Below are 26,983 nucleotides of genomic sequence, written 5' to 3'. Positions count from 1 at the left end.
CTAGAAGAATGGCGCAAACACCACGCTCGCTCTTCGCCACCAGGATAGCACCCAGCGCGCATTCTCCGACCGCGAAGCGGATATCGGTAGCGGTGCCGCCCGCACGGTAAGCGCGCGGCGACATGCCGAGGACCTCGCCTGCCTTCTCATAAAAACGTGCGTTGGAGTTGTATCCGGAGTCGTAGATCGCGTCCGTGACCGATCCCGCGAAGAAATCAACGTTGCTGCGGAGCGGCCGCCTGGACGGGCAGGTGGGCCGGCAGTAAACACCGGTGGTCCTGACAGCGTAATAGAACGTGCCGTCCGCGGCAGGATTGCGCGCGATAATCGCCTCCCACCGTGGATCGGCTTCTGTCGCTGCGGGCTTGGAATTGCTTGTGCTCATGTACATATCCTGATCCTCCTGGATTCGACCTGCACGCAATTTATCGAAGGCACGGCGTACCTGCTATCCGATTCTTGCGGTCAAATTCCAAGGTCCGGGATGGACCTGCAGGCGCAATTGTCAGCGAGCATCGCGATTGACTGCCTGCACGGGAGGGCAATACAGTAGCAGTCAGGAAAAAGAATACTTTGAAAATCCTGTCCATCTACTCGCCGATGTCCACTGCGCTCGATCCGCTAGCGCCCGATGAATCACAGGAGGCACCATGACCGGAGACCACACCCCGCAGCTTTTCGGGGCGGACGTCCCGATCGGTCATCCGGAAGCCGTCTCAGCCCCGGTGCTGCGCCGCGCCGTCGCAGCTTCGGCGCTCGGCAACGCCACCGAATGGTTCGACTACGGCATCTACGCCTATGGCGTCGTCTACATTTCGGCCGCCCTATTTCCCGGCGACGCGGCCGAGGCGACGCTCTTCGCTCTGGCGACCTTTGCGATTTCCTTCCTGGTACGCCCCCTGGGCGGAATGTTCTGGGGCCCGCTCGGCGACCGCTACGGCCGCAAGTCGATTCTCGCCTTCACCATCCTGCTGATGTCGGCGGCTACTGTGGGGGTGGGGCTGATCCCCTCCTACGAGACGATCGGCCTTTGGGCGCCTGCCCTCCTTGTTGCCTTGCGCATGATCCAGGGCTTTTCGACGGGCGGCGAATACGGCGGCGCCGCGACGTTCATGGCGGAGTATTCGCCTGACGACCGGCGCGGCTTCTACGGCAGCTTCCTGGAATTCGGCACGCTCGCCGGCTTTTCGTTCGGCGCGCTGCTGATGCTGGGATTCTCGCTCGGGCTCGGCGAGCAGGCAATGTACGACTGGGCCTGGCGCATCCCGTTCTTCGTGGCCGGGCCGATGGGCCTCGTGGGCCTGTACCTTCGTTCGCGGATGGAGGACACGCCGATCTTCCGCGAGATCGAAGCGCATCACGAGCAGGAGCCGGCGGCCTCGACCGAGCTGCACCACCTGCTGACTCGATATTGGCGGCCGCTGCTGACCATGGGCGGCCTGGTGATCGCCCTCAATGTCGTGAATTACACCCTGCTCAGCTACATGCCGACCTATCTGCAGCGCCGGCTCGCGCTGACGACCGATGCCGCCCTGATCGTGCCGATCGTGGGCATGCTGTTCATGATGATGTTCGTTCCCTTCGCGGGGGCCTTGTCGGACCGGGTGGGGCGCAAGCCCATGTGGTGGTTCTCGCTGATCGGGTTATTCGTGTGCGTCGTGCCCCTGTACCTGCTGATGGCCACTGGCTTTGCCGGCGCCGTCATCGGTTTCGCGCTTCTGGGCTTGCTTTACGTGCCGCAACTGGCGACCATCTCCGCCACGTTCCCCGCCATGTTCCCGACGCACGTGCGCTTTGCCGGGTTCGCGATTTCCTACAACGTCGCCACCGCCCTGTTCGGCGGTACCGCGCCGGCCTTCAACAGCTGGCTCATCGGCCAGACCGGCGATGAGCTCGTGCCCGCCTACGTCATGATGGTGGCTTGCGTGATCGGAGCGATCGCTCTGCGTCGTACACCGGAAACCGCCGGCCTCTCGCTGCGGGGCACGCACCGGCCGGGGGAGTGAGAAGGGCCTGGCGCCGAAATTCAGGGCGCGCACTTGGTGCAGCACAATTCGGAGAGCGCAAAGTTCGGGGGGCGAAGCTCCGAAGTGCGCGTCGGCCATCCAGTCCTCGCGCGAGCTCGCCCAACGCCCGCGCGTCAATCGGCGCGAAAGGCATCGCGCACCCAGCGCATGTGGCCGTCCGCTTCGATCAGTACGGCGTCGAAACGGCACGCTGCATCGAGTTTGCGCGCGGCGAGATAGAGATTGGCCGCGGCAACCAGCTTGCGGCGCTTGGCGTAGTCGATGCTTTCGGCCGCGCCGCCAAAGGCGCGGCTTGCGCGTGCGCGCACTTCGACGAAAACGAGCGTCGACCCGTCTCGCGCCACCAGGTCGATCTCGCCGAAGCGGCAGCGCCAGTTGCGCGCCACGATGCGCATTCCCTGGCCTTGGAGAAACTCGGCGGCTTGCCGTTCGGTCTCGCGCCCGCGCTCGTTCAAGGACGACTCGCGAGCGGAATTGCGCGGCCGTCGACGAACTGCGCCGGGACGAGCTCGCGCACGAAGTGCCCGTCCGCGCCCAGCCAGATGCGCCCGGTCACGCCGTCGAGCGCTTCCCGCGCGAGGTCGGAGCCGTTCAGGAGCGCGCTCGCAAGCCGATAGGCATCGATGCCGAACGCGTACAGCTTTTCCATGTCGGTCGCGGCGGGCGGCTCGGAGCTCGCACCCGCGTACAGCATGACCGCGGGATGATCGCGTTGCAGAAACCAGGGCATGGCGACGAACCGGACGCCGTTCAACTCGGCGTCGCGCAGCCGGTCCGGATGGCCCTGCATGATCTGGGAGGTGGCATAGGCCTGCGCGGGGCCGTCGACGTAGCCCCGAACCAGACGCGCGTGGCTTGCGTTCAGCGCCAGGAAAACCGCGTCGCACTGGCCGCTCGTGGCTGTCTCGCGCAGCGCCATCAGATCGGCAACGGTATTGCGGTAGGCGAACTCGGCGACGACGCGCCCGCCCTGGCGCGTGAATTCTTCGGCGAATGCCCGCTGGATGCGCTGCGCCAACGGTTGCGCGTCGGCCAGCGTGAGCGCGCCGCGGAGACCGTCGGCGAATGCCATCTGGGCCACCTGCTTCGCTTCGGCTTCGACATGCAGACTGAAAGCGAAAAAGCCCTCGGGAAGCGGCGCATTGTCCTGCGGAACGTTCAAGGCGAGTACCGGGACGCCGGGTTGTACCCGCTGCACCACCGCGGTAACGCCGTTGCGCGTGAGTGGACCGACGATCAGGCGCGGTGCGTCGACCAGCGCCTGGCGAAACCCGGCCACGATGTTCTGCGGGTCCTCGCTGGTGGCGTAGAGGGTGATGTCGAAGGTGCCCGCCGGTTGCAGGCGTGCGGCGTGTTCGAAGCCTCGCTTCACCGCATCGGCCGCGGTACGGAACGTCGGCGAGCTCAGCGGAAGCAGCACAGCCAGGCGTGCCGTCGTGCCGGCTGCTTCGGTGGCGAAGCCGTGACGCGAACCGTATAGTAGCGAGGCGCAGGCAGCGACCACGAATTCCCGACGGGACCGATTCATCGCATGCTCGAGGACCTTCGAAGGCCGGCATTATATGTAGTGGCTACGCCCATTGGGAATCTGGGCGATATCAGCACGCGCGCGCTCGAGGTATTGCGCTCGGTCGATCTGGTTGCCGCGGAGGATACGCGAGTGACCGGCGCACTGCTCGCGCGTTTCGGCATCGATAAGCCGATGCTCGCGCTGCACCAGCACAACGAGCGCCGCGCCATCGCCCGGGTGCTGGCGGCGCTCGACGAAGGGCGGGCGGTGGCGGTTGCGGCCGATGCCGGCACCCCGGCGATATCGGACCCGGGGGCGATGCTCGTTCGGGCCGTACGCGAACATGGCGGTGCGACGATTCCGATCCCCGGTCCGAGCGCCCTTGCGGCCGCCTGGTCGGTGTCCGGCTTGTCGGGACCTTTTCTTTTTCACGGCTTTCTTCCGGCGCGCTCCGCCGAGCGGCGCAAGACGCTCGGCGCCCTGGCGCAACTTCGCTGTGCGCTCGTCTTCTACGAGGCGCCGCATCGGGTGCTCGAAGCCGCGCGCGATTTCGAGCAAGTGCTGGGCGGCTCGCGCCGCATCGTGGTCGGGCGCGAATTGACCAAGCTGTTCGAGAGCGTGCACGAATGCGAGTTGGCCGAACTGGCCGCGTGGCTCGAAGCCGATGCGAATCGCCAGCGCGGAGAATTCGTACTGATCGTTTCGGGCGCTTCAGAACAGGTTCCCCAGGATGCGCTGGCCGACAAGGCGCTGCGCGTCCTGCTCGAGGACCTTGCGCCCGCGCAGGCGGCGCGCCTGGCGGCTCGCATCGCAGGCGTGCCTCGGGCAAGGCTCTACGAGCTTGCGGTGAAGCTGCGCGAAGGGCGCGGCGAAGGGCGCGGCGAAGACGATTGACAACGCGGGCGCGGTCGGTCGAAATCGCGACCGGAAAGGCAACGGACACTCTCATGACGCAGTTGACGATCATCCGACCCGACGACATGCATCTGCACTTGCGCGACGGCGCTGCGATGCGCTGCGTATTGCCGCACACGGCCGCGCGCTTTGCCCGCGCGATCGTCATGCCGAATCTGCGTCCGCCGATCACGACCACGGCCATGGCGGCGGCGTACCGGGCGCGCATCCTGGCGGCGCTGCCCGCCGGCATGACGTTCGAGCCTCTGATGACGCTTTACCTGACCGACAACACGGCGCCCGGGGAGATCGCGCGTGCGCGCGAAAGCGGCTTCGTGCATGCCGTGAAGTACTACCCCGCCGGGGCGACCACCAACTCGGATTCCGGGGTGAGCGATATCGCGCGCTGCTATGGGGTGTTGGAAGCCATGCAGGAGGCGGGCATGCCGCTGCTGGTGCACGGCGAGGCGACCGCGCCCGAGGTCGACATCTTCGATCGCGAGCGGGTGTTCCTCGAGCGCGTGCTGACGCCGCTGCTGGAGCGTTTTCCGCGGCTGAAAGTGGTCGTCGAGCACATCACCACGCGCGAGGCGGTGCAGTTCGTCCGGGCCGCAGCCCCGCGCGTCGCGGCGACGATCACCGCGCATCACCTGCTGCTCAATCGCAACGCGCTCTTCGACGGCGGCATCCGGCCGCATCACTTCTGCATGCCGGTGCTGAAGCGCGAGATCCATCGGCAGGCGCTGGTGCAAGCCGCGCTATCGGGGGATGCCAAGTTTTTTCTCGGCACCGACAGCGCGCCGCACGCCCGCCCGACCAAGGAATGCGCATGCGGCTGCGCCGGCGTGTACACCGCGCACGCCGCGATCGAGCTCTATGCCGAAGTGTTCGCCGCCAATGATGCGCTGGACCGGCTGGAGCCGTTCGCCGCGACCAACGGCGCAGCCTTCTACGGTCTGCCGCGCAACGCCGGCTCGATCACGCTCACCCGCACACCTTGGCGCGTACCATCGGAAGTGCATTTCGGAGACGAGTCGCTGGTGCCATTCCGGGCCGACACCGAGGTTGCCTGGCGCATCCGAGTGTCCTGAGTCCGAAATTCGCCGCGCAAAAGATGCCGAGAATCGACGCCATACATTGTCGCGAATCCTCGCCAGGTGTCCAACCTGGCTGTGGTTCGCTTCGCGTCTGGCGCCGATTTCGACACTTTTGCCCGCTTGGCCTCAGGGCAGATGTCGAGATTTCTGCGACGAACCTCGGACTCAGGACACTAGCGCAGGCATGAGGACCATGACCCTCGACCGGTTCGCCGCTCGATTGCCCGCAGGCGACTTGTGGATCTTCGGTTACGGGTCGCTCATGTGGAATCCGGGGTTCCACTATTTGCGCAAACACCCGGCGCGGCTGTTCGGGTTTCACCGCGCGCTTTGCATTCACTCGACCGACCATCGCGGAACGACCAAGCAACCGGGGTTGGTCATGGGATTGGCGCACGGCGGCTCGTGTCACGGCATGGCGTTTCTGGTCCCGCGCGAGCAAGTCGCGGTGACGTTGCTCGAACTGTGGCAGCGCGAGATGCGCAATCGCAGCTACCACCCGCGGCTGCTGGACGTTCGCATCGGATCGCAGGCTGTACGCGCGCTGGCCTTCACCGTCGACCGAATGCACAAGCACTATGCCGGCAACCTGCCTGCCGCTGAAATCGCCCGGCGCGTGGTCGCGTGTCGGGGTCAGCGCGGATCGAACATCGAGTATGTCCTGAACACCGTTTCACACTTGCGCTCGCTCGGCGTGCGCGACGGACACTTGGCCGCCGTGCTGAGCGCGGTGCGCACGCTCGACGCGAAATCGGAAAGACCGAAGGCCGAGTCCGCTATGTTTGCCGAGGCCAGCTGGGCGGATGAGCGCTGATACGAGCTTGCGCCCAACTCACAGCGGCAACTTCGACTGCAGGCCGGTTTCGGCTGCAATGCGCCGCAGGTCGGCGATCGTGTCGGCGGCGAGCTGCAGGCCTTCGCTGCGGTTGCGCAGGTCGCTGCGTGCTTCCATCTCGCCGGGATAGAAGATTTCTTCGCAGCCCTGCGCCAGCGGCACCGACTTGATCTCCGCGATGAATGCTTCCATGCGCGCGTGAAATTCTGCCAGCGGCTGCAGGACCTTGATGTCGATCGCGATCATGAAGTGGCCGCAGTTGCTCTTCTCCGCGGTCTTGTACGGACTGTGCACCGCGGACAGGAACCCGCTCCCGGTCAGCACGCCCGAGAGCAGGTCGACGATCACGGCAATGGCATAGCCCTTGTGCTCGGCCATCGGCAGGATGATGCCGTCGATCGCTTCCTGCGGGTCCGTGGTCGGCTCGCCGGCCGCATTGATGGCCCAGCCGAGCGGGATCGGCAGGCGCTTGTTGCGCGCGAGATAGATCTTGCCGCGTGCGACGCCGGTATTCGCCATGTCCATGACGAGCGGCGGATGCTTTCCCGCCGGCGCCGCGACCGACCAGGGATTGGTGCCGATGATCTTCTTCTTGCCTCCCCAGGGCGCCATCGCCGGTCCGCCGTTGCTGGCGAGCAGCATCACGCAGTCCTCGCGCGCACCCGTGAGCGTGTAGTACATGCAGGTGCCGAAGTGGTTCGAGTTGCGCACGCCCACCACGCCGACGCCGTGTTCCTTCGCGCGGCGTATCGCCTGTTTCGTTGCCTGCATCGTCACGACCTGCCCGACGCTATCGTGTCCGTCGACCAGGCCCATCGCGCCGGCGTCGATCAGCTGTTCGATCTGCGCCGTCGGCCGCATCACCTGGTTGCGCAGCCGGTCGAGATACCACCCGAGTCGCAGCACGCCGTGCGACTGGTGTCCCCACAGATCCGCCTGCACCAGCGTATCCGCGATCAGCCGCGCATCCGCGGCCGGCATGCCCGCGCTTTCGTACACGGCGGTAGCGAATTCGATCAGCCGGTCGGCTTGAATGCGAGGTTGATCATCCATCGTTGTTCCTGTGAAATTGGGAAGAGCCGAATTCAAGATGCGCGATCACTCATGGTACCCGCGTAGGAATCGACCAGACAGCCGCGGCGCACGACACCAGGCGTCTGCAGAGACAACATCGCGAAAGAAATGTAGCTATGTTGCGGCGTAGACTCACATGCCTCGCGAAGCGAGCATGTTAGTCGAAGCCAAAAGTCCGGGCGGCCCGGACTGAACGTACACACGCGTGGTAAAGTCGCAGCGGGAAGTCGGCTAGACAGCCGCTGCGCACGTCACCAAGCGTGTGTAGAGGAAAGTCCGGGCTCCAAAGAGCAGGATGCCGGTTAACGGCCGGGCGCCGTGAGGCGACGGAAAGTGCCACAGAAAATACACCGCCGAAGCCCTCCCGGGCTGGCAAGGGTGAAATGGTGCGGTAAGAGCGCACCGCGTTCGTGGCAACACGAACGGCAGGGTAAACCCCATCCGGAGCAAGACCGCGTAGGGGGCGATAGCGTGGCTCGCGCTGCCCTCGGGTAGGTCGCTGGAGCGTGCGGGTAACCGTACGCCAAGAGGAATGGCTGTCCGCGACAGAACCCGGCTTACCGGCCGGCTTCCCCCTTTCCGTGCATTATTTCACACACCGTCCCTCCCGCGTCACCAACCCGGGCGGAGATCAAGCCGTAACTCTTTGATATTTCGTTAATTATTCTGCTGCCACGTTTCCGCCGGCGGAATACCATAAACCTTTGTGATCATTGAAAAAATTTGCGGGATGCCGCTTGACCGCCGGAGCCCACATGTATAGAGTGGGAAATTGTGGAAGAAAGTGGGTTTTGGTGTATTTTCAGGGCCAACCGGCATGTTTCAAGGCGCAAGCGAGCTCAATCTCGATGCCAAGGGGCGTCTAGCCGTCCCGACCGGGCATCGCGAGCTGCTTCTGGCGCAAGCCGAGGGCCGGCTCGTTGCCACGGCCCACCCGCACCGCTGCCTGCTGCTCTATCCCCGCCCGGCCTGGGAGCCGATCCGGGCGCAAATCATGAGCTTTTCCAGCCTGGATCGCCAAACGAGCCTGGTGCAGCGGCTTCTGGTGGGTTTTGCAAAGGACGTGGAAATGGACTCGGCCGGCCGGCTGCTGATCCCGCCCGAGTTGCGCCGCTACGCCTCGCTCGAAAAGCGCGTCGTGCTGGTCGGGCAGGGTACCCACTTCGAGATCTGGAACAACGAGCAGTGGGAACAGCAGATCGAGCAGATCGTGGCGCAGGGCGACAGCCTGCTGCCGCCGGGAATGGAAAAATTCTCGCTTTAGATGACGACGTCATTGCAGCACGCGCCGGTGCTGCTGGAAGAAGCGGTAAGCGCGCTCGACGTGCACGCGGAAGGCATCTACGTCGACTGCACGTTCGGGCGTGGCGGACACAGCCGGGCGATTCTCGCGCGGCTCGGTACGGAAGGTCGGCTGATCGGATTGGATCGCGATCCGGCAGCCGTTAGCGCAGGCAGGGACATCCTCGATGGCCGCTTCGACATCGTGCACGCAGCCTTTTCCGAGCTCCGGGACGTGCTTGCGCGTTTTGCCATCGACGCGGTGGACGGCGTTCTGCTCGATCTCGGCGTTTCGTCCACGCAGCTCGACGATCCGCAGCGCGGCTTTTCGTTCCGGCATACAGGCCCGCTCGACATGCGCATGGACACGAGCCGCGGTGAGAGTGCGATGCAGTGGCTGGCCGCTGCCGGCGAGGGCGAGATCCGGGAGGTAATCGCGCGCTATGGCGAAGAACGGTTTGCTAAACAGATTGCAGCAGCGATTGTTGCGGCTCGAGCGCAGCGACCTGTTGCATCCACACGCGAGCTTGCCGCGATCGTGGCAAAGGCGGTCCGCACACGCGAGGCTCGCCAGGATCCGGCGACGCGCACCTTTCAGGCTGTACGGATTCACGTCAATCAGGAGCTTGCGCAATTGGCGCTAGTGTTGCCGCAAGCGCTCGATGCCTTGCGCCCGGGCGGCCGGCTCGTGGTGGTGAGCTTCCATTCGCTCGAAGACCGGATCGTCAAGCGGTTCATGCGCGACCAGGCAGCAGTCGACCGGTTACCGCTGGACCTGCCGGTGCGAGCGCGCGATCTGCCGCGGGCGCGGGCGCGCATCGTCGGCAAGCCGGTTCGGCCTCTAGCGCGTGAGGTCGCGGCCAATCCACGCGCCCGCAGCGCCATCATGCGGGTGGCGGAACACCTATGAGCGCCGCGCCCATCGGCCCTGTCGCAAGTCCGCGCCGTGGGCTGCATCGTGGCGCACCGAGCCTTGCGGCGGTCAGGAGAAGCACGTGGCGCGGCTGAATCTCCTTCTGCTGGCGGTCGCGATCGCCTGCGCGCTCGCGACGGTCGCCGCGCATCACCAGTCGCGCAAGCTTTTCGTCGCGCTGGAAAAGGAACGCGCCCGCACCAAGCAACTGGAAATCGAGTTTGGCCAGCTTCAGCTCGAAGCCAGCACCTGGGGCATGCAGGCGCGGATCGAACGGGTAGCGAGCGCGCAACTGAACATGCGCGCGCTCAGTCCCAACCGGATCCAGATGCTCGTTCCTGGCGAGCAGGTGGCGGCGAAATGAGCTCGGCCGCGAATCCGGTATTGCGGCTGCGTTTTCCGATCTGGCGCTCGCGCCTGCTGCTCGCGATCCTGCTCGCATGGATGCTGGCGCTGGTCGTTCGGGCTGTGTATTTGCAAGGGTTGAACAACGATTTCCTGCAGCAGAAGGGCGAATCGCGCTACAGCCGGGTGGTGGAAATCAGCGCGCACCGCGGTCGCATCACCGATCGGCACGGTGAGCCGCTGGCGATTTCGACCGCAGTCGAATCGGTCTGGGCGAGCCCGCCGGATTTCGATCCGAGCGCGGACCAGCTCAAACGCCTCGCTCGCCTGCTCGGGGTCGAAGCCGACGACATCAGGCGCCGGGTAGCGGATCAGGAACGGGAATTCGCTTACCTGCGCCGTCAGCTTCCGCCCGAGCACGCCGCGCGCGTCGTGGAGCTCGACATACCGGGCGTGTTCCTGCAGCGCGAGTACCGCCGCTACTATCCGGCAGGCGAAGTGACCGCACACTTGATCGGCATCACCGACATCGACGACAGAGGCCAGGAAGGGCTCGAGCTGGCCTATCAGGACGAGCTGGTGGGCAAGCCCGGCAGCCGGCGCGTCATCAAGGACCGGCTCGGCCGGATCGTCGAGGACGTGGAAAGCATCCGCGCCCCGCAGCAGGGACGCGACCTCACGCTCTCGATCGATCTCAAGATCCAGTACACCGCTTACCGGGAGCTGAAGCGAGCGCTGGAAGAGCACAAAGCCAAGGCGGGCGGCATCGTTGTGCTCGACGCACGCACCGGTGAAGTGCTCGCGATGGCCAACCTGCCGGCCTACAACCCGAACAACCGCGGCCGCATCGATCCGTATCGCTCCCGCAACCGCGCACTGATCGATCTGTTCGAGCCGGGATCGACGCTCAAGCCGTTCACGATCGCCGCCGCGCTCGAGGCCGGCCGGGTACAGCCGGACACGATCGTGCCGACCGGCAACGGCCGCATGATGGTCGGGAAGAGGGTGATCAGCGACGTCCATCCCGCGGGCGCCATCACGGTGGCGCAAGTCATCCAGAAATCGTCCAACGTCGGCGCGGCCAAGATCGCGCTAAGCCTGCCGGCGCAGGCGATGTGGGAGATGTTCGCGCGCTCGGGCTTCGGCAGGGTGCCCGATTCCGGCTTTCCGGGCGAAGGCTCGGGGCGGCTGCGGCCGTATCAGAAATGGAAGCCGATCGAACAGGCGACCATGTCGTACGGTCACGGCATCTCGGTGAGCCTGATGCAGCTCGCGCGGGCCTACACGATCTTCGCCAACGAAGGCGAGCTCAAATCCATCACGCTGCTCAAGCGCGAAGAGCCGGAGGCCGGGACGCAGGTCATTTCGCCCGCGAGCGCGCACGCCCTGAGCAAGATGCTCGAGCTCGCGGTGCAGCCCGGCGGCACCGCGCCGCGCGCGCAAGTCGCCGGCTATCGCGTCGCGGGCAAGACCGGAACGGCGCACAAGCTCGAAAACGGCCGCTATGCCGCCAGCAAGTACGTGTCGTCCTTCGTCGGTTTCGCACCGGCTTCGGACCCTCGCATCATCATCGCGGTAATGATCGACGAGCCATCCGCGGGGCAACACTACGGCGGCGCCGTGGCCGCGCCGGTGTTCCGCGAAGTGGCGGCGGCCACGCTGCGGAGCCTCTCGGTCCCGCCCGATGCACCCACCCTGAACGTGAAGCTGCCCCCGGCCGATGCGCCGCTCATCAAGGAAGAAGTATGGGTGGCGCACGAAGAAACCGGGCCTCGGGGCTAGCCCGGATATTTCACCGGGCCGGCCCGAATTGAGATGAATACTTCGAGAAATGAAGTGATTGAACGAGTAGCCACCAAGTACGATTTGAACATCGGCCTGCACGGGCGCTGGCGGCCGATTTGCGGCCATTTTGGGCATGTCCGTCTTGCCAATAGTCTGGCTATTGGCTGCGACGGCCGAGCCCAAACTGGCTCGCAACTCGACTCGCCATCATCCCGCGCCCCGATGAAATGTCCGGGCTAGACATGGACCCGCGGCAATGGGCGGCGCAGCAATGCCTCGATGGGCTTCGAGGGCATGGAATCGACGCCGTGCGCCTGCGCAACGACAGCCGGCAGGTTCGGCGTGGCGACGTATTCGTCGCGTATCCGGGCGAGCGCCTCGACGGGCGCGATTTCATCGCGGCCGCGATCGCGAACGGGGCGGCAGCGGTTCTGTGGGAGCGGCAAGGCTTCGAGTGGCAGCGGCCGTGGCAGGTTGCGAACATCGGCATGCCGGGTTTGCGCGATCTCGCCGGCGAGATCGCAGCCCTGGCGGCGGGCGAGCCTGCACGCGATCTGTTGATGATCGGCGTGACCGGCACCAACGGCAAGACGTCGTGCAGCCACTGGATCGCGGCAGCCTTGAGTGCGGCCGGCCGGCGTAGCGCGGTCATCGGCACGCTCGGGCACGGATTCTTGGGCGCGCTCGAAGGGCTCGCCAATACGACCCCGGATGCACTCGCCCTGCATCCGTTGCTGGCGCGCTATCGCCGCGAGGGCGCCTGCTGCGTCGCCATGGAAGCTTCCTCGCACGGCTTGGTGCAGGGACGCTTGAGCGGGGCACGGTTCGACATCGCGCTCTTCACCAACCTCACGCGCGACCATCTCGACTACCACGGCGACATGGTGCGCTACGGCGAAGCGAAGGCGCGGCTGTTTAAATGGCCCGGACTGGGATGCGCGGTAATCAACATCGACGATGCCTTCGGCCGCAGCCTGGTGGGGCGGCTTAACGCCAGCCGCGCAGCCGTGCTCACTTACGGTCTGACCGGCGGGACCGTTGCGGGCACGCGCCTGGACCTGCATCGCTTCGGCCTGGAGCTGGAAATTCGCACCCCGTGGGGCGAGGGCGTTGTCCGCAGCCCGCTTTTCGGCGCTCACAATGCCGCGAACCTGCTCGGCGTCGTGAGCGTGCTGATCGCGGCCGATGTTCCATTTGGCCAGGCACTGGAGGCGCTCGAGCGCCTCGCCCCGGTCGAAGGCCGGATGCAGACCCTGGGGGGAGACGACAAGCCGCTCGTCATCATCGACTACGCGCATACGCCCGATGCGCTGGAGCAGGCGCTGACATCCTTGCGCCGGCATTTCGACGCCGGCCGCCTGGTTTGCGTGTTCGGTTGCGGCGGCGAGCGCGATGCCGGCAAGCGACCGCTCATGGGACAGGCGGCGTCCCGTCTCGCGGACGAGGTCGTAATCACCAGCGACAATCCGCGCGCAGAAGATCCCGCCGCGATCATCGCCGAAATTGCCGCCGGCGCACGCCCCCCGCTCGTCCTGGAACCGGACCGGGGCCGAGCGATTGCCGGAGCGATTGCCGGTGCGCAGCGCGAAGACGTGGTGCTCGTCGCCGGCAAGGGGCACGAGCCTTACCAGGAGATCGCGGGGGTGCGCCATTCCTTCAGTGACGCGGCCGTGAGTCGCCTGTGTCTCGATCGCTGGCCCGAGCGCGTTCCCGATCCACTGACTGTCGGGGCGCGCGCATGATGAGCCTGCGCGAGGCGGCCGCAGCCATGGCCGGTCGGCTGCATGGCGAGGATCGGCCGTTTTACGGCGCGGCGACCGACACGCGCTCCATGGCCGCCGGCGCGCTTTTCTTCTCCATCAAGGGCGAGCGCTTCGACGCCGTCCAGTTTCTCGACCAGGCATTCGCGGCCGGCGCGGCCGGCGCCGTGGTGCAAGGCGAGGCACTGCCCGCAGCCGCTGCGCCTCGTTCGCTCATCCAGGTGGACGATACCCGCGCCGCGCTGGGACGGCTTGCGACGTATTGGCGCCGGCGTTTCCGGCTGCCCCTGATCGCGATTACCGGCAGCAACGGCAAGACCACGGTGAAGGACATGATCGCGACGGTGCTGCGCGCCGGCTGCGCCGACCCGGCCGAGGTTCTCGCCACCGAAGGCAATCTCAACAACGACATCGGCATGCCGCTCACGCTGCTGCGGCTGCGGGCCTCGCACCGCTATGCGGTGATCGAAATGGGCATGAACCACGCCGGCGAGATCCGCTACCTGAGCGGCCTCGCGCGGCCGAACGTGGCGCTGGTGACCAACGCCGGCAGCGCGCATATCGGGCTGCTCGGCAGCCTGGAGGCGATCGCCCAGGCCAAGGGCGAGATTTACGAAGGTCTGGATGAAGACGGCATTGCGATCGTCAATGCCGACGACGCGTTCGCCGATTTGTGGCGGAGCCCGAACGCGCACCGGCGCACGATCGATTTTGCGCTCGACGCCCAAGCGCAAGTCACCGGACGCTATGCGGGCCACGCTTTGCATAGCGACATCGTCATCCGCACACCGCGCGGCCAGTGCGAGCTCCGTCTCGATGTGCCGGGCGAGCACAACGTTCGCAATGCCATTGCCGCCGCCGCGGCGGCCTACGCGCTCGACGTGCCGCAAGCCGTCGTCGGCACGGCACTGGCCGCCTTTCGTGCTCCGAAGGGCCGCCTGCAGCGCTGCGCCGGGCGCCATGGCGCGGTCGTGATCGACGACACCTACAACGCCAACCCCGAATCCACACTGGCTGCGATCGCGGTGCTCGCCTCGATGCCCGGGAAGCGCATGCTCGTGCTGGGTGACATGGGTGAGCTCGGCACGGACACGGACGCGAGCCACCTGCGTGTCGGCGAGGCGGCGCGCGCTGCCGCAATCGAGCGCCTGTTCACGCTGGGAGCCGCGAGCGCGTTGGCAGCGGCTGCGTTCGGGCCTTCGGCGCGGCATTTCTCCCGCATCGAAGAGCTCGTTGCTGCGGTCGAGCCCGAGCTCGACGCCGATACCACGGTGCTGGTGAAAGGATCGCGCTTCATGGGCATGGAGCGCGCGGTGCAATCGTTCAAGGCAGAGGCGCCATGACGAGCCGCGGCCGATGCAACGATGAAGTGGGTGCAGGGCGAGGCTTTTCATGCTGCTCGCATTGACGCAATGGCTCGCAACCGAGGTTCGCGCATTCAATGTCTTCGCCTACATCACCCTGCGCGCGGTGCTTGCGTGCTTGACGGCGCTGATCATTTCGTTCGTGGTGGGCCCGGCGATGATCCGCAAGCTCGCGGCCTACAAGATCGGCCAGGCGGTGCGCGACGACGGACCGAGCACGCATCTCACCAAGGCCGGTACGCCGACCATGGGCGGGGCGCTCATTCTGGTCTCGATCATCGTCACCACGCTCTTGTGGGCGGATCTGCGCAACCGCTTCGTCTGGGTGGTGCTGGGCGTCACGCTGGGCTTCGGCCTGATCGGCTGGATCGACGACTACCGCAAGGTGGTTCATCGCAACCCCAAGGGGCTGTCGGCGGCGGCAAAGTTCTCCTGGCAATCGCTGATCGGCCTTGGCGCCGCCGTACTGATCGCCTTCACCGCGAGCCTGCCGGCGCAGACGGCATTCATCGTGCCGTTTTTCAAGACCGTCGCCTATCCGCTCGGGGTCGTCGGGTTCATCGCGATGACCTATTTCGTCATCGTCGGCACCAGCAATGCGGTCAACCTGACCGACGGCCTGGATGGGCTCGCCATCATGCCGACGGTCATGGTCGGCGCCGCGCTGGGCATATTCGCTTACGTCACCGGCAACTCGGTGTTCTCCAAGTACCTCGCCTTTCCCTACATCCCGGGCGCGGGCGAGCTGACGGTGTTCTGCGCGGCGCTGGCGGGGGCCGGGCTCGCCTTTCTCTGGTTCAACGCCTATCCGGCGGAAGTGTTCATGGGCGATGTCGGTGCGCTCGCGCTCGGCGCTGCGCTCGGGACCATTGCCGTGATCGTGCGCCAGGAAGTGGTGCTGTTCATCATGGGTGGCGTGTTCGTGGTCGAGACCTTGTCGGTGATGCTGCAGGTCGCTTCCTTCAAGCTCACCGGCAGGCGCATCTTCCGAATGGCGCCGCTGCACCATCACTACGAGCTGAAAGGGTGGAAAGAAAACCAGGTCGTCGTGCGTTTTTGGATCATCACGATGATGTTGGTCCTCGTGGGACTGTCTACGCTCAAGCTGCGGTGAATTGATGGAAGCGCACGACAACGTAGTTTCGGTGCAGGCTAACTTGCTGCGAGAGCGGCAAGTTAAGGCGAGCTTGCGCAGCCGGCCGGAACCAAAATCAGGTCGTCGTCCGTTTCTGGATCATCACCATGATGCTGGTGCTTGTCGGGCTTTCGACGTTGAAGCTGCGGTGATTGCGTTCGATGGCTGAATCCATGCAGCTGCAAGGCAGAAACGTGCTGGTGCTCGGGCTCGGTGCCACGGGTCTGTCCATGGCGCGCTGGCTCGCGCGCCAGGGCGCACGCGTGCGTGTCGCCGACAGCCGCAACGATCCCCCCAACGCTTCGCAACTGCGCGCGGAGCTACCCGACGCACGCCTGGACACCGGACCCTTCCGGTCCGCGAGTTTCGATGCGATCGATCTCGTCGCGGTCAGCCCCGGAATCGCCCTGAGCGAACCCGCGCTCAAGCAGGCGCTGGACGATGGCCTGCCGGTCGTCGGCGACGTGGAGCTGTTCGCGCACGCGAAGGATGCAGCCTCGAGAGTCATCGCCGTCACGGGCTCGAACGGCAAAAGCACGGTCACGACGATGGCCGGCTCGATGTGCAAGGCGGCCGGCGCGCGCACCGTGGTAGCCGGCAACATCGGGCTGCCGGTGCTGGATGCGCTGAGCGAGGCAACGCAGGCCGAGATCTATGTGCTGGAGCTTTCCAGCTTTCAGCTGGAAACGACGTGCTCGCTCGATCCAGCCGCAGCGACGGTGCTGAACGTGAGCGAGGATCATCTCGATCGCTACGACGGCATGCAAAGCTATGCGCGGGCGAAGGCGCGGATCTTCCAGGGGAGCGGCGCGCAGGTGCTGAACCGCGAAGATGGCTGGAGCATGGGTATGCGCCTGCCCGACCGGCAGGTCGTGACCTTCGGTCTGAACGCACCGCAAGGGTCGCGCGATTGGGGCATCGTGTCGGACGCGAGCGGCGCGTTCCTCACCCAGGGCGGCCGCCGCGTCATGGCGTTGTCCGAGCTCGGCGTTCCCGGATTGCACAACGCCGCCAATGCGCTCGCGGCACTCGCGCTGTGCACGACGCTCGGCCTGCCGGAATCACCCATGGTCGGCGCCTTGCGCGCGTTTCGCGGGCTGCCGCACCGCCTGCAGCCGGTCGCGGTCTGCGGAGAAGTCACCTTCTACGATGATTCCAAGGGCACGAACGTGGGCGCCGCCGTGGCCGCGCTGTCCGGGCTCGGCCGCACCAGCGTGCTGATCGCCGGGGGCGAGGGCAAGGGGCAGGATTTCACGCCTCTGGCGCAGGCCGTGCAGCAGCACGCCCGCGCGGTGGTGCTGATCGGGCGCGATCGCGACCGCATTCGCGCGGCGCTCGCCGCGAGCGGTGTCGCGCTCATGGCGGCCGACACGCTCGAGGACGCGGTCGGCATCGCGTACGCGGCCGCCATGCCGGGCGATGCCGTGTTGCTCTCGCCGGCCTGCGCGAGCTTCGACATGTTTCGCGACTATCGCCACCGCGGCGAAGCATTCGCGCGCATCTCGCGTGCGTTGGCACAACGCTCGGGGGGACGGCATTGAATGTTCTATCGCGACGTTCAGCGCATCCAGCCGCCCGCGGAGTACGACCGGGGAATCGTCGGCGTGACTGTCGCGCTGCTCTCGCTCGGGATCGTGATGGTGTACTCCTCGTCGATCGCAATGGCCGAGGCGGCTCGGCACACCGGCCACCAGTCGGCCTATTTCCTGCTCCGGCACACGCTGTTCGTGGCCGTGAGCGTGGCCATCGCGGTCGCGGCATTCCAGGTGCCGATCCGCATCTGGCAGCGCTACGCGCCGTTGCTGTTCCTGTCCGGCATGTCTTTGCTGGTGCTCGTCCTGGTGCCCGGCATCGGCCGCGAGGTGAACGGCAGCCAGCGCTGGTTGCCCTTGGGCTTGCTCAATCTGCAGCCCTCCGAGGTCATGAAGTTCTTCGTTGTCCTGTATGCCGCGGACTATACGGTGCGCAAGGCGGCCTACATGGGCAGCTTCAAGAAGGGCTTCGCGCCGATGCTGGTCGTGATGCTGTTCGTCGGCGGGCTGCTGCTGCGCGAACCGGACTTCGGTGCGTTCGCGGTCATCACCGTGATCGCAATGGGGATCCTGTTCCTCGGCGGAATGAACTGGCGGCTGTTCGCCGGCCTCGCTGCGCTGCTGGTGGTGGGATTCGTCATGCTGATCCTCACCTCGCCTTACCGCATGCAGCGCATCCTTGGCTTCATGGATCCCTGGGCGGATCCGTATGGGCGCGGCTATCAGCTGTCGCACGCGCTGATCGCGTTCGGCCGCGGCGAGTGGTTCGGCGTGGGGCTGGGCGGCAGCGTGGAAAAGCTGTTCTATCTGCCCGAAGCGCATACCGACTTCCTGCTCGCTGTGATCGCCGAGGAGCTCGGCTTCGCCGGGGTGGCAGTCGTGATCGGGCTCTTCTGCTGGCTCATCCTGCGCGCGTTCGCGATCGGGCAGCAGTCGGCGATGCTGGAGCGGCTGTTCGCGGCGCTGGTCGCGCAAGGTATCGGCTTGTGGATCGGCGTGCAGGCGATCATCAACATGGGCGTGAACATGGGCGTGCTGCCGACCAAGGGACTCACGCTGCCGCTCATGAGCTTTGGCGGCAGCGCGATCGCCGCCAACTGCTGCGCGCTCGCCGTGCTCCTCCGGATCGATTGGGAAAACAGGCAATTGATGCGGGGCCGGACAGTATGACGGGCCCGCGTGAGTTGCCTGTTTCGGCGCAGGCTAATGCGTACGCAGTACGCGTTACGCCGGAGCCAAAATCGCCCGATTCGACGTCGAACCGTATGAAGGTTCGATCCGTGCATGAGTTGGTGGTTTCGGCGCAGGCTAATGCGCACAAAGTGCGCGTTACGCCGGAGCCGGAATCGCCAATCGATGCAAGGCAGGACGGCATGACGACAGGCAACGTCCTTGTCGTCATTCCCGCGAAAGCGGGAATCCAGGGCGGCGTAATCAGCCTGGATTCCCGCGTCCGCGGGAATGACGGGCTCCTTGCGAAGCGCGACGCCGACCGCAGGTGCCGAGCGTGACCCGTGCAAAAAACCATCCTCATCATGGCCGGCGGGACAGGCGGTCACATCTTTCCCGGGCTTGCCGTGGCGGAAGAGCTGTCCGCGCGCGGCTGGCGCGTGGTGTGGATGGGCGTGAAGAGCGGCATGGAGGCGCGCATCGTGCCGCGCAGCGGCTACGAGATGCGCTTCGTCGAGTTCCAGGGCGTACGCGGCAAAGGCCCGATCAGCTTGGCACTCCTTCCATATCGAGTGCTGCGGGCGTTCTGGCAGTCGGCAAAGGCGATCCGTGCGCTGCGTCCCGACGTGGTGCTCGGCATGGGCGGCTACATCAGCTTCCCCGGCGGCATGATGGCGTCGGCGTTGAACCGGCCGCTTGCGATCCACGAGCAGAACTCGATCGCCGGAACGAGCACGCGCTTGCTCGCGCAGATCGCCGATCGCGTGCTTGCGAGTTACGAATCGACCTTCGGCGCCAGGCGACGCGTGGTCGTGACGGGCAATCCGATTCGGGCGGCCTTCACGTCGCTGCCCTCGCCGCAGGCGCGCTTCGCACAGCGCACCGGGCCCCTTCGCATCACCGTCCTGGGCGGCAGCCTGGGCGCGAAGGCGCTGAACGACGTCGTGCCGCAGTCGCTCGCCTCGATGCCGGCGGCGCAGCAGGCCCAGGTTCTGCACCAGGCGGGCGAACAACACATCGACGCGGTGAAAGCAGGCTATCGGGATGCGGGCGTCGCAGCGCGCTGCGTGGCCTTCGTCGAGGACGTGGCGGCCGAGTTGATGGCCTCGGATCTGGTGATATGCCGCGCCGGCGCAACCACGCTGGCCGAACTGACCGCGGTAGGTGTCGGCTCGATACTCGTGCCGTTCCCGTTCGCGATCGACGATCACCAGACGCACAACGCGCGCAGGCTGGCTCAGGCCGGTGCGGCGATCGTATTGCCGCAACCCGAGCTCTCGCCGCAGCGGCTGGCCGGGCTGATCGCATCGCTCGACCGCGCGCGGCTCGTCGCCATGGCGTGCGCGGCGCGGGCACTGGGCAAGCCCGATGCGGCGCAGAAGGTGGCCGAGGTGTGCATCGAGCTTGCCGCCGGAGTGCGTCGATGAGCGCAAGCCGCAGCCAATCCGCAGCTATGGCAGCCCGGTTCCCGGCGCATCGCACGGAGGCCCACTGACCGATGCGACACAAGGTCAAGCGCGTGCATTTCGTGGGCATCGGCGGCGCCGGCATGAGCGGCATCGCCGAAGTGCTGATCAACCTCGGCTACGAGGTGAGCGGCTCGGATCTGGTCGAGAGCACGACCACGCGGCGGCTGTCCGAACTCGGCGCGCAGATCGCGCGCGGACACGACGCAGCCAACGTGGAGACGGCGGATGTGGTCGTGGTTTCGACGGCGGTCGCGCCCGACAACACCGAAGTCGTGCGCGCGCGCGAGCTGCAGATCCCGGTCGTGCCGCGCGCGCTGATGCTCGCCGAGCTGCTGCGCTTCAAGCAGGGCATCGCGGTTGCCGGCACCCATGGCAAGACCACGACCACGAGCCTGGTGGCATGTGTCCTGGCCGAGGCGGGAATGGACCCGACGTTCGTGATCGGCGGGCGCCTGGTGAGCGCCGGATCGCACGCGAAACTCGGCGGCGGCGAGTTCATCGTAGTGGAAGCGGATGAATCGGACGCTTCCTTCCTGCATCTGCACCCGGTGCTGGCGGTGGTGACCAACATCGATGCCGATCATATGGAGACCTACGGCCACTCGATCGAGCGGCTGCGCGAGAGCTTCGTCAATTTCCTGCAGCAGCTTCCGTTCTACGGCATGGCGGTGCTGTGCAGCGACGACGCCAACATCAAAACACTCATGCCGGCGGTGGCGAAGCCGATCATCACCTACGGTTTCGATCCGGACGCGCAGATCCGCGCCGTCGATGTCGTCCATCGGGCTGGCCGGATGCAGTTCCGCGTGCTGCGCAAGTTGAATCCGGGCCGCGCCGAGGAATACGCGGACCTCTGTATCGATCTCAATCTCCCCGGCGAGCACAACGTGCTCAATGCGCTCGCGGCCATTGCGGTCGGAATGGAAGTGGGGGCGTCGGATGCCGCCATCGCGAAGGCGCTGCAGGAATTCGGCGGTGTGGGACGGCGCTTCCAGCGCTATGCCGATCTGCCGCTGGAAAGCGGCGGCCATGCAAGCCTGATCGACGACTACGGTCACCATCCCGCCGAGATGCAGGCCACGCTGGCGGCGGTGCGCGGCGCGTTCCCCGACCGGCGCATCGTGCTCGCCTTCCAGCCGCATCGCTATACACGCACACGCGACCTGTTCGAGGACTTCGTGCACGTGCTCTCGGATGTCGATTTGCTGCTGCTCACCGAGGTGTATTCCGCGGGAGAGGCGCCGATCGTCGCTGCCGACGGCCGTGCTCTGGCGCGCGCGCTGCGGGTGCAAGGCAAGGTCGAGCCGATTTTCGTCGAGCAGGTGGGCGAACTGGCCGCGGCGATTCGGGCCGCCGCGCGCGATGGCGACGTGATCGTCACCATGGGCGCCGGTTCGATCGGCAACGTGCCGGTGTGGTTGCACAGCGAGCACGACGAGGCGCGAGCGCGATGAACATGGCGGAGGATACGCTGGCGAATCTGCGCGGACAGTGGCGGGCCGACGAGCCGATGTCCCGGCACGTGAGCTGGCGGGCGGGCGGCAAGGCCCGGCGCGTCTATGTGCCCGCGGACCTCGACGACCTCGCCGCCATGATGCGGGCGATGCCGCATGCGGAACCGATGATGTTCGTGGGCCTGGGCAGCAATCTGCTGGTGCGCGACGGCGGTTATCCCGGCACGGTCGTTCTCACGCACGGCGTTCTGAACGAAGTTCGGTTGCAAGGCCAGGCGATCCACGCCGGCGCCGGCGTCGCGAGCCCCAAGGTGGCGCGATTCGCCGCCGTTCACGATCTTGCCGGGGCCGAGTTCCTCGCCGGCATTCCGGGAACCATCGGCGGCGCGCTGGCGATGAACGCCGGCTGCTACGGCGCCGAGACGTGGCTATTCGTGCGCGAGGTCAGTGTGCTGGGCCGCGACGGCGTGGTGCGGCGGCGCGCACGCGACGAATACGAAATCGGCTATCGCCACGTCGCGCTGCGCGCGAGTCCGGGCCAGAGCGAGGAATGGTTCGTTGCCGCGACGTTCCAGTTCGGCTCCGGCCGCGGCGAAGAGGCGCGCGAGCGCATCAAGGATCTGCTGGCGCGCCGCATCGCCACCCAGCCCCTGAATATGCCGAACGCCGGATCGGTGTTCCGCAACCCGCCGGGAGATTTCGCCGCGCGTCTGATCGAAGCGTGCGGGCTCAAGGGCCAGCGCAGCGGCGGCGCGGTGATATCCGACAAGCATGCGAACTTCATCGTGAACGCCGGCAGCGCGTCCGCCGCGGACATCGAAAGCCTGATCGAGCAGGCGCAGACGCGCGTGCTCGAGCGCTTCGGCGTCGTGCTCGAGTGCGAAGTGCGCATCGTGGGGGCGGCATGAGCTTCCCGGGCGAGGGGCGGCGACATGAGCTTCCCGGGCGAGGGGCCCCACGCAGTGGGGATCGACCGCAAAGCGAATGGCGCCGGACACCGAAGGCTTGGCCGTTCATCTACATCAACCGGTTCGGAGGTGCCCGCTTGCGGGGATCGACCGCAAAGCGAACTGCCGCCAGGCCGACGACGGCTCGGCGTTCTCGACTCGATGATCGTTCGGAGGCGGCGCCATGAGCGACGCCGCTCGATTCGGCAAGGTCGCGGTGCTGCTGGGCGGCCGCTCGGCCGAACGCGACGTCTCGCTCGCGAGCGGCGCGATGGTATTGCGGGCGCTCAAGTCCCGGGGCGTGGATGCGCACGCCTTCGATCCCAAGGACCGCAGTCTGCCCGAGCTCATCGCCGAGCGCTTCGAACGGGTTTTCATTGCGCTGCACGGCCGCTTCGGCGAGGACGGCACGGTGCAAGGCGTGCTCGAGTGGCTCGACTTGCCCTACACCGGCAGCGGCGTGCTCGCCAGTGCGCTCGCCATGGACAAATGGCGCACCAAGCTCGTCTGGCAAGCGCTCGGAATTCCGACGCCGGCGCACCGGCTGCTCGACGCTGCGAGCGATTGGGCTGCGGTCGTGGCCGCGCTGGGACTTCCGCTCATGGTGAAGCCCGCGTGCGAGGGCTCGAGCATCGGCATCAGCAAGGTGACGAGCATCGAGCAGCTCGAACCCGCCTATCGGCTCGCCGCCCGCCACGACGCAATCGTGCTCGCCGAGCAGTTCGTCGATGGCGACGAGCTCACCGCGGCGATCCTGGACGACGAAGCGCTGCCGCTGATCCGCCTGGAAACTCCGCGGGTGTTCTACGACTACGAGGCGAAGTACCACGCGTCCGACACGCGCTATCGGGTGCCCTGCGGGCTTGCCGCCGCGGAAGAGCAGGCGCTGCAGTCGCTGGCGCTGGAGGCCTTTCGCGCCGTCGGCGCCACAGGCTGGGGGCGGGTCGATCTCATGCGCGATCGTTCCGGCCGCCCTTATTGCCTGGAGGTGAACACCATTCCGGGCATGACGGACCACAGCCTGGTGCCGATGGCGGCGCGCGCGCAGGGGATCGAATTCGACGAGCTCGTGCTGCGCATCCTGGGGTCGGCGCGTGTACGAGGCTAGCAAGGCGGTGCGAGCGAGCATATGGACGAACGGGTCGGCGCATGCAGGGCTGACAGGCGGGGGATGACGAACGTCGCGCGACATGTGGGACAGGCCGGAAGCACTGAACGCGATCGCGAACGCGCTCTTCGGAGCCGCGTTCCTGGCCATCTTCTATGCGCTCTTCATGGTCGCGGTGCATTTGCCGGTCTTTCCCCTGCGCGAGGTGCGTATCAGCGCGCAACCGGCTCATGTGCAGCGAGCCGAAATCGAGGCGATCGTGCGGCAGCAATTGCGCGGGAATTTCTTCACCCTGGACCTAGCGCGGGCGCGCAAGGGCTTCGAGAGCATTACCTGGGTGCGCAGGGCGGACGTGCGCCGGCAATGGCCCGATCGACTCGACGTCACGCTGGAAGAGCACGTGCCGCTTGCGCGCTGGGGAACGCTGGGACTGGTGAACGCGCAAGGCGAAGTGTTCCACGCGCACTACGAGGGAAAGCTACCGGCGTTCAACGGTCCGAACGGGGCGGCGAAGGAAATGGCCATCCAGTACGCCTATTTCCGTCGCAGTCTGGAGCGGATCGGCCGCGAGCCCGTGCAGGTGAACCTGTCGGCGCGCCGCGCCTGGTCGATCCGGCTCGACGGGGGGACGGCGCTGGAGCTCGGACGCGCCGACATCGAAGGGAGGCTTGCCCGCTTCGTGCAGAGCTATACCCAGGCAGCCAGCTTGCTCGGGCGGCCCATGGAGTACGTGGATCTGCGCTATGCGAACGGCTTTGCGGTGCGGGTACCGGAGCTCGCGCGCGCCGAGGCGAAGGAACGACGTAAATGACCAGACCGAAGGACAGCAAGAACCTGTTGGTCGCACTCGACATCGGGACCTCGAAGGTGGTCGCCATCGTCGCCGAGATCAGGGACGACGACACGGCCGAGATCATCGGCATGGGCAGCCAGCCGTCCAGGGGGCTGAAGAAGGGCGTGGTGGTGAACATCGAATCGACGGTGAACGCCATCCAGCGCGCGCTGCAGGAAGCCGAGCTGATGGCCGACTGCAAGATCCGCGAGGTCTACGCCGGCATCGCGGGCAGCCACATCAAGAGCTACAACTCGCACGGCATGGTGGCGATCAAGGACAAGGAAGTCACGCAGCAGGACGTGCTGCGCGTGATCGAGACCGCGCGGGCGGTGAACATCCCGACCGACCAGCAGATCCTGCACGTGCTCAACCAGGAATTCATCATCGACGGCCAGGAGGACGTGCGCGAGCCGCTCGGCATGAGCGGCGTGCGGCTGGAAGTGAAGGTGCACATCGTCACGGGTGCCGTGTCGGCGGCGCAGAACATCATCAAGTGCGTGCGCCGCTGCGGGCTGGAAGTGCGCGATCTCATCCTGCAGCCACTCGCTTCCGCGACCGCCACGATTTCCGAGGACGAGAAGGATCTCGGCGTGTGCCTGGTCGACATCGGCGGCGGCACCACCGACATGGCGGTGTTCACCCACGGCGCCATCCGCCATACCGCGGTGATTCCGATCGCCGGCGACCAGATCACCAACGACATCGCCATGGCGTTGCGCACGCCGACCAAGGACGCCGAGGAGATCAAGATCAAGTACGGCTGCGCGCTGCGCCAGCTCGCCGATCCGGAGCAGATGGTCGAAGTTCCCGGCGTCGGCGATCGCGGGCCGCGCCAACTTTCGCGCCAGACGCTCGCGGAAGTGATCGAGCCGCGCGTGGAGGAGCTGTACTCGCTGGTGCAACGCGAGCTGCGCTCGAGCGGCTACGAGGAGCTGCTGTCCTCCGGGGTGGTCGTCACAGGCGGCTCGGCGGTCATGCAGGGCATGGTCGAGCTCGGCGAGGAGCTCTTCCACATGCCGGTGCGCCTCGGCGTTCCGCGCTATCTCGGCGGGCTCGCCGGAGTCGTCTCCACGCCGCGCTATTCCACCGGCGTCGGCCTGCTGCTCACGGGCCTGGAGCAGCACCGGCACAACGAACTGGTCAAGTTGCAAAGCGGATCGATAGGGCAGGTGTTCGAACGGATGAGAAGCTGGGTCACCGGAAATTTCTAGCAACCGAGGGTCGCGGCAACGCGCTCGCAGCAGCCAACGACAAAGGAGAAGCAGATGGCATTTGAATTCATCGAGGCGCAATCCCAGGAAGCAGTCATCAAGGTGTTCGGCGTCGGAGGATGCGGCGGCAACGCGGTCGACCACATGATCGACAAGGGCGTGAAGGGCGTCGAATTCATCGCGGCCAATACCGATGTTCAGGCGCTGCGGCGCAATCAGGCCAAGGTGCAGCTGCAGCTGGGCTCCGACATCACCAAGGGCCTCGGCGCCGGCGCGGACCCCGAGATCGGGCGCGCCGCCGCGATGGAGGACCGGGACCGCATCGCCGAGCTCATTCGCGGCGCCGACATGCTGTTCCTGACCGCCGGCATGGGCGGCGGTACCGGAACGGGCGCAGCCCCGGTGGTCGCGCAGGTCGCCAAGGAGCTGGGCATCCTCACGGTGGCGGTCGTCACCAAGCCCTTTTCCTTCGAGGGCAAGCGGCAGAAGCTCGCGCAGGAGGGGCTCGAGCTGCTGACCGAGCACGTCGACTCGCTCATCGTCATCCCGAACGACAAGCTGATGCACGTGCTGGGCGAGGACATCACGGTCGATGACGCGTTTCGCGCCGCCAACGACGTGCTGCACGGCGCGGTCGCGGGCATCGCCGAGATCATCAGCTGCCCCGGCATGATCAACGTGGATTTCGCCGACGTGCGCACGGTCATGTCCGAGATGGGCATGGCGATGATGGGTTCGGCCTGCGCTGCCGGGGTGGATCGCGCGCGCGTCGCGGCCGAGCAGGCGGTGGCCTGCCCGCTGCTCGAGGACATCAACATCCGCGACGCCCGCGGCGTGCTGGTCAACATCTCGGCGGCCAGGGGCACCCTGAAGATGAAGGAGATGCACGAGGTGATGAACACCATCCGCGCTTTCACGGCCGACAGTGCGACCGTGATCGTGGGCGCGGTGTTCGAGGACAACCTCAACGACGAGCTGCGCGTGACGATCGTCGCGACCGGATTGGGCGCCGCGGTAAACCGCCAGCAGCCCAAGGCGTTAAGCGTCGTGAAGACCGGTACCGACAACTCGCCCGCGATGGAGCCCGGCGAAGTGGATTACTCGGTGCTGGATCAGACACCGGCCATCATGCGGCGCAATCGCGCCACGGTGGAGGCTCTGAAGCACTCCGGCGTGGAAGAGCTGGACATACCGGCGTTTCTGCGCAAGCAGGCCGATTGAAATGCGCGCCGCCGTT

Annotated in this window: 25 protein-coding genes and 1 other RNA gene; 22 read left to right on the top strand and 4 right to left on the bottom strand. The window is 66.3% G+C overall.

The window, feature by feature from the left end; translation table 11 throughout:
* Positions 1–391 (bottom strand): bifunctional transcriptional activator/DNA repair enzyme protein Ada (locus tag GEV05_08530; GenBank protein ID MPZ43431.1); only part of this gene is annotated, 391 nt, incomplete at its 3' end.
* Positions 392–650: 259 nt separating this feature from the next.
* On the opposite strand from GEV05_08530, the gene GEV05_08525 reads away from it, so the two are divergent.
* Complete coding sequence (locus GEV05_08525; GenBank protein MPZ43430.1) at positions 651–2,006, top strand: MFS transporter; 1,356 nt, start codon at positions 651–653, stop codon at positions 2,004–2,006.
* A 134-nt stretch (positions 2,007–2,140) separates the two neighbouring features.
* Here GEV05_08525 and GEV05_08520 read toward each other — a convergent pair whose 3' ends face one another.
* Both GEV05_08520 and GEV05_08515 read right to left on the bottom strand, forming a co-directional pair.
* Complete coding sequence (locus GEV05_08520) at positions 2,141–2,482, bottom strand: YraN family protein (protein MPZ43429.1); 342 nt, start codon at positions 2,480–2,482, stop codon at positions 2,141–2,143.
* Entirely contained in the window at positions 2,479–3,555 is a 1,077-nt protein-coding gene (locus GEV05_08515; GenBank protein MPZ43428.1) for an ABC transporter substrate-binding protein, read from the bottom strand. The genes GEV05_08520 and GEV05_08515 overlap by 4 nt, the downstream gene beginning before the upstream one ends.
* 3 nt (positions 3,556–3,558) lie before the next feature.
* Here GEV05_08515 and rsmI point away from each other — a divergent pair, with 3 nt between their 5' ends.
* The 3 genes from rsmI to GEV05_08500 all read left to right on the top strand — a co-directional run bounded on the left by rsmI (position 3,559) and on the right by GEV05_08500 (position 6,342).
* On the top strand, positions 3,559–4,431 hold the full coding sequence (rsmI, locus tag GEV05_08510) for a 16S rRNA (cytidine(1402)-2'-O)-methyltransferase (GenBank protein MPZ43427.1): 873 nt from the start codon (positions 3,559–3,561) through the stop codon (positions 4,429–4,431).
* 53 nt (positions 4,432–4,484) lie between these two features.
* Positions 4,485–5,522 carry a dihydroorotase gene (gene pyrC / locus GEV05_08505; protein MPZ43426.1) on the top strand — a complete coding sequence of 346 codons (1,038 nt, stop codon included), beginning with the start codon at positions 4,485–4,487 and terminating at the stop codon, positions 5,520–5,522.
* A 199-nt stretch (positions 5,523–5,721) separates the two neighbouring features.
* A complete protein-coding gene (locus GEV05_08500) occupies positions 5,722–6,342 on the top strand; it encodes a gamma-glutamylcyclotransferase (GenBank protein ID MPZ43425.1) in 621 nt (206 codons plus the stop codon).
* Positions 6,343–6,360: 18 nt separating this feature from the next.
* Here GEV05_08500 and GEV05_08495 read toward each other — a convergent pair whose 3' ends face one another.
* On the bottom strand, positions 6,361–7,416 hold the full coding sequence (locus GEV05_08495; GenBank protein ID MPZ43424.1) for an Ldh family oxidoreductase: 1,056 nt from the start codon (positions 7,414–7,416) through the stop codon (positions 6,361–6,363).
* 244 nt (positions 7,417–7,660) lie between these two features.
* Here GEV05_08495 and rnpB point away from each other — a divergent pair.
* From rnpB to ftsZ, 18 genes are all read left to right on the top strand, one after another.
* An RNA gene (gene rnpB / locus GEV05_08490) (RNase P RNA component class A) lies at positions 7,661–8,013 on the top strand.
* A 241-nt stretch (positions 8,014–8,254) separates the two neighbouring features.
* Positions 8,255–8,701: a division/cell wall cluster transcriptional repressor MraZ gene (gene mraZ / locus GEV05_08485; GenBank protein MPZ43423.1), complete on the top strand. Its 447-nt coding sequence runs from the start codon at positions 8,255–8,257 to the stop codon at positions 8,699–8,701.
* On the top strand, positions 8,702–9,628 hold the full coding sequence (gene rsmH / locus GEV05_08480) for a 16S rRNA (cytosine(1402)-N(4))-methyltransferase RsmH (GenBank protein ID MPZ43422.1): 927 nt from the start codon (positions 8,702–8,704) through the stop codon (positions 9,626–9,628). It begins immediately after the preceding gene.
* Positions 9,629–9,713: 85 nt separating this feature from the next.
* Positions 9,714–9,995: a cell division protein FtsL gene (gene ftsL, locus GEV05_08475; protein MPZ43421.1), complete on the top strand. Its 282-nt coding sequence runs from the start codon at positions 9,714–9,716 to the stop codon at positions 9,993–9,995.
* Positions 9,992–11,758 carry a penicillin-binding protein 2 gene (locus GEV05_08470; GenBank protein MPZ43420.1) on the top strand — a complete coding sequence of 589 codons (1,767 nt, stop codon included), beginning with the start codon at positions 9,992–9,994 and terminating at the stop codon, positions 11,756–11,758. Before ftsL ends, GEV05_08470 begins: the two co-directional genes overlap by 4 nt.
* Before the next feature lie 245 nt (positions 11,759–12,003).
* On the top strand, positions 12,004–13,503 hold the full coding sequence (locus GEV05_08465; GenBank protein MPZ43419.1) for a UDP-N-acetylmuramoyl-L-alanyl-D-glutamate--2,6-diaminopimelate ligase: 1,500 nt from the start codon (positions 12,004–12,006) through the stop codon (positions 13,501–13,503).
* Positions 13,500–14,864, top strand: a complete 1,365-nt coding sequence (gene murF, locus GEV05_08460) for a UDP-N-acetylmuramoyl-tripeptide--D-alanyl-D-alanine ligase (GenBank protein ID MPZ43418.1) — start codon at positions 13,500–13,502, stop codon at positions 14,862–14,864. The genes GEV05_08465 and murF overlap by 4 nt, the downstream gene beginning before the upstream one ends.
* Before the next feature lie 49 nt (positions 14,865–14,913).
* A complete protein-coding gene (locus GEV05_08455; protein ID MPZ43417.1) occupies positions 14,914–15,999 on the top strand; it encodes a phospho-N-acetylmuramoyl-pentapeptide-transferase in 1,086 nt (361 codons plus the stop codon).
* Between the two features lie 4 nt (positions 16,000–16,003).
* The gene (locus GEV05_08450) at positions 16,004–16,189 is read left to right on the top strand and encodes a hypothetical protein (protein ID MPZ43416.1); all 186 of its coding nucleotides are present in this window, start codon (positions 16,004–16,006) and stop codon (positions 16,187–16,189) included.
* A 4-nt stretch (positions 16,190–16,193) separates the two neighbouring features.
* On the top strand, positions 16,194–17,561 hold the full coding sequence (locus tag GEV05_08445) for a UDP-N-acetylmuramoyl-L-alanine--D-glutamate ligase (protein ID MPZ43415.1): 1,368 nt from the start codon (positions 16,194–16,196) through the stop codon (positions 17,559–17,561).
* Positions 17,562–18,722, top strand: a complete 1,161-nt coding sequence (ftsW, locus tag GEV05_08440; GenBank protein MPZ43414.1) for a putative lipid II flippase FtsW — start codon at positions 17,562–17,564, stop codon at positions 18,720–18,722. It begins immediately after the preceding gene.
* A 365-nt stretch (positions 18,723–19,087) separates the two neighbouring features.
* Positions 19,088–20,149, top strand: a complete 1,062-nt coding sequence (gene murG / locus GEV05_08435; GenBank protein MPZ43413.1) for an undecaprenyldiphospho-muramoylpentapeptide beta-N-acetylglucosaminyltransferase — start codon at positions 19,088–19,090, stop codon at positions 20,147–20,149.
* Between the two features lie 71 nt (positions 20,150–20,220).
* On the top strand, positions 20,221–21,645 hold the full coding sequence (locus GEV05_08430; protein MPZ43412.1) for a UDP-N-acetylmuramate--L-alanine ligase: 1,425 nt from the start codon (positions 20,221–20,223) through the stop codon (positions 21,643–21,645).
* On the top strand, positions 21,642–22,553 hold the full coding sequence (murB, locus tag GEV05_08425) for a UDP-N-acetylmuramate dehydrogenase (protein ID MPZ43411.1): 912 nt from the start codon (positions 21,642–21,644) through the stop codon (positions 22,551–22,553). The genes GEV05_08430 and murB overlap by 4 nt, the downstream gene beginning before the upstream one ends.
* A gap of 223 nt (positions 22,554–22,776) precedes the next feature.
* Positions 22,777–23,700 (top strand): D-alanine--D-alanine ligase, encoded by a 924-nt coding sequence (locus tag GEV05_08420; protein MPZ43410.1) that lies wholly within the window; start codon positions 22,777–22,779, stop codon positions 23,698–23,700.
* Positions 23,701–23,782: 82 nt separating this feature from the next.
* The gene (locus tag GEV05_08415) at positions 23,783–24,511 is read left to right on the top strand and encodes an FtsQ-type POTRA domain-containing protein (protein MPZ43409.1); all 729 of its coding nucleotides are present in this window, start codon (positions 23,783–23,785) and stop codon (positions 24,509–24,511) included.
* A complete protein-coding gene (gene ftsA / locus GEV05_08410) occupies positions 24,508–25,746 on the top strand; it encodes a cell division protein FtsA (GenBank protein ID MPZ43408.1) in 1,239 nt (412 codons plus the stop codon). Before GEV05_08415 ends, ftsA begins: the two co-directional genes overlap by 4 nt.
* A gap of 54 nt (positions 25,747–25,800) precedes the next feature.
* A complete protein-coding gene (ftsZ, locus tag GEV05_08405; protein MPZ43407.1) occupies positions 25,801–26,967 on the top strand; it encodes a cell division protein FtsZ in 1,167 nt (388 codons plus the stop codon).
* Positions 26,968–26,983: the final 16 nt, after the last annotated feature.

Source organism: Betaproteobacteria bacterium (assembly GCA_009377585.1).
In the GTDB taxonomy this organism is placed as follows: Bacteria; Pseudomonadota; Gammaproteobacteria; order Burkholderiales; family WYBJ01; genus WYBJ01.
The sequence above is the reverse complement of the archived record's forward strand: the minus strand, read 5'-3'. Positions and strand labels throughout refer to the sequence as shown.

What these genes read in the sequence shown, in the direction of transcription:
- GEV05_08525 (MPZ43430.1), top strand. Translation starts at nt 651, where the DNA reads ATGACCGGAGACCACACCCCGCAGCTTTTCGGGGCGGACGTCCCGATC.
- GEV05_08515 (MPZ43428.1), bottom strand. Translation starts at nt 3,555, where the DNA reads ATGAATCGGTCCCGTCGGGAATTCGTGGTCGCTGCCTGCGCCTCGCTA.
- rsmI (MPZ43427.1), top strand. Translation starts at nt 3,559, where the DNA reads ATGCTCGAGGACCTTCGAAGGCCGGCATTATATGTAGTGGCTACGCCC.
- pyrC (MPZ43426.1), top strand. Translation starts at nt 4,485, where the DNA reads ATGACGCAGTTGACGATCATCCGACCCGACGACATGCATCTGCACTTG.
- GEV05_08500 (MPZ43425.1), top strand. Translation starts at nt 5,722, where the DNA reads ATGACCCTCGACCGGTTCGCCGCTCGATTGCCCGCAGGCGACTTGTGG.
- GEV05_08495 (MPZ43424.1), bottom strand. Translation starts at nt 7,416, where the DNA reads ATGGATGATCAACCTCGCATTCAAGCCGACCGGCTGATCGAATTCGCT.
- mraZ (MPZ43423.1), top strand. Translation starts at nt 8,255, where the DNA reads ATGTTTCAAGGCGCAAGCGAGCTCAATCTCGATGCCAAGGGGCGTCTA.
- rsmH (MPZ43422.1), top strand. Translation starts at nt 8,702, where the DNA reads ATGACGACGTCATTGCAGCACGCGCCGGTGCTGCTGGAAGAAGCGGTA.
- GEV05_08470 (MPZ43420.1), top strand. Translation starts at nt 9,992, where the DNA reads ATGAGCTCGGCCGCGAATCCGGTATTGCGGCTGCGTTTTCCGATCTGG.
- GEV05_08465 (MPZ43419.1), top strand. Translation starts at nt 12,004, where the DNA reads ATGGACCCGCGGCAATGGGCGGCGCAGCAATGCCTCGATGGGCTTCGA.
- murF (MPZ43418.1), top strand. Translation starts at nt 13,500, where the DNA reads ATGATGAGCCTGCGCGAGGCGGCCGCAGCCATGGCCGGTCGGCTGCAT.
- GEV05_08455 (MPZ43417.1), top strand. Translation starts at nt 14,914, where the DNA reads ATGCTGCTCGCATTGACGCAATGGCTCGCAACCGAGGTTCGCGCATTC.
- GEV05_08450 (MPZ43416.1), top strand. Translation starts at nt 16,004, where the DNA reads ATGGAAGCGCACGACAACGTAGTTTCGGTGCAGGCTAACTTGCTGCGA.
- GEV05_08445 (MPZ43415.1), top strand. Translation starts at nt 16,194, where the DNA reads ATGCAGCTGCAAGGCAGAAACGTGCTGGTGCTCGGGCTCGGTGCCACG.
- ftsW (MPZ43414.1), top strand. Translation starts at nt 17,562, where the DNA reads ATGTTCTATCGCGACGTTCAGCGCATCCAGCCGCCCGCGGAGTACGAC.
- murG (MPZ43413.1), top strand. Translation starts at nt 19,088, where the DNA reads ATGGCCGGCGGGACAGGCGGTCACATCTTTCCCGGGCTTGCCGTGGCG.
- GEV05_08430 (MPZ43412.1), top strand. Translation starts at nt 20,221, where the DNA reads ATGCGACACAAGGTCAAGCGCGTGCATTTCGTGGGCATCGGCGGCGCC.
- murB (MPZ43411.1), top strand. Translation starts at nt 21,642, where the DNA reads ATGAACATGGCGGAGGATACGCTGGCGAATCTGCGCGGACAGTGGCGG.
- GEV05_08420 (MPZ43410.1), top strand. Translation starts at nt 22,777, where the DNA reads ATGAGCGACGCCGCTCGATTCGGCAAGGTCGCGGTGCTGCTGGGCGGC.
- GEV05_08415 (MPZ43409.1), top strand. Translation starts at nt 23,783, where the DNA reads ATGTGGGACAGGCCGGAAGCACTGAACGCGATCGCGAACGCGCTCTTC.
- ftsA (MPZ43408.1), top strand. Translation starts at nt 24,508, where the DNA reads ATGACCAGACCGAAGGACAGCAAGAACCTGTTGGTCGCACTCGACATC.
- ftsZ (MPZ43407.1), top strand. Translation starts at nt 25,801, where the DNA reads ATGGCATTTGAATTCATCGAGGCGCAATCCCAGGAAGCAGTCATCAAG.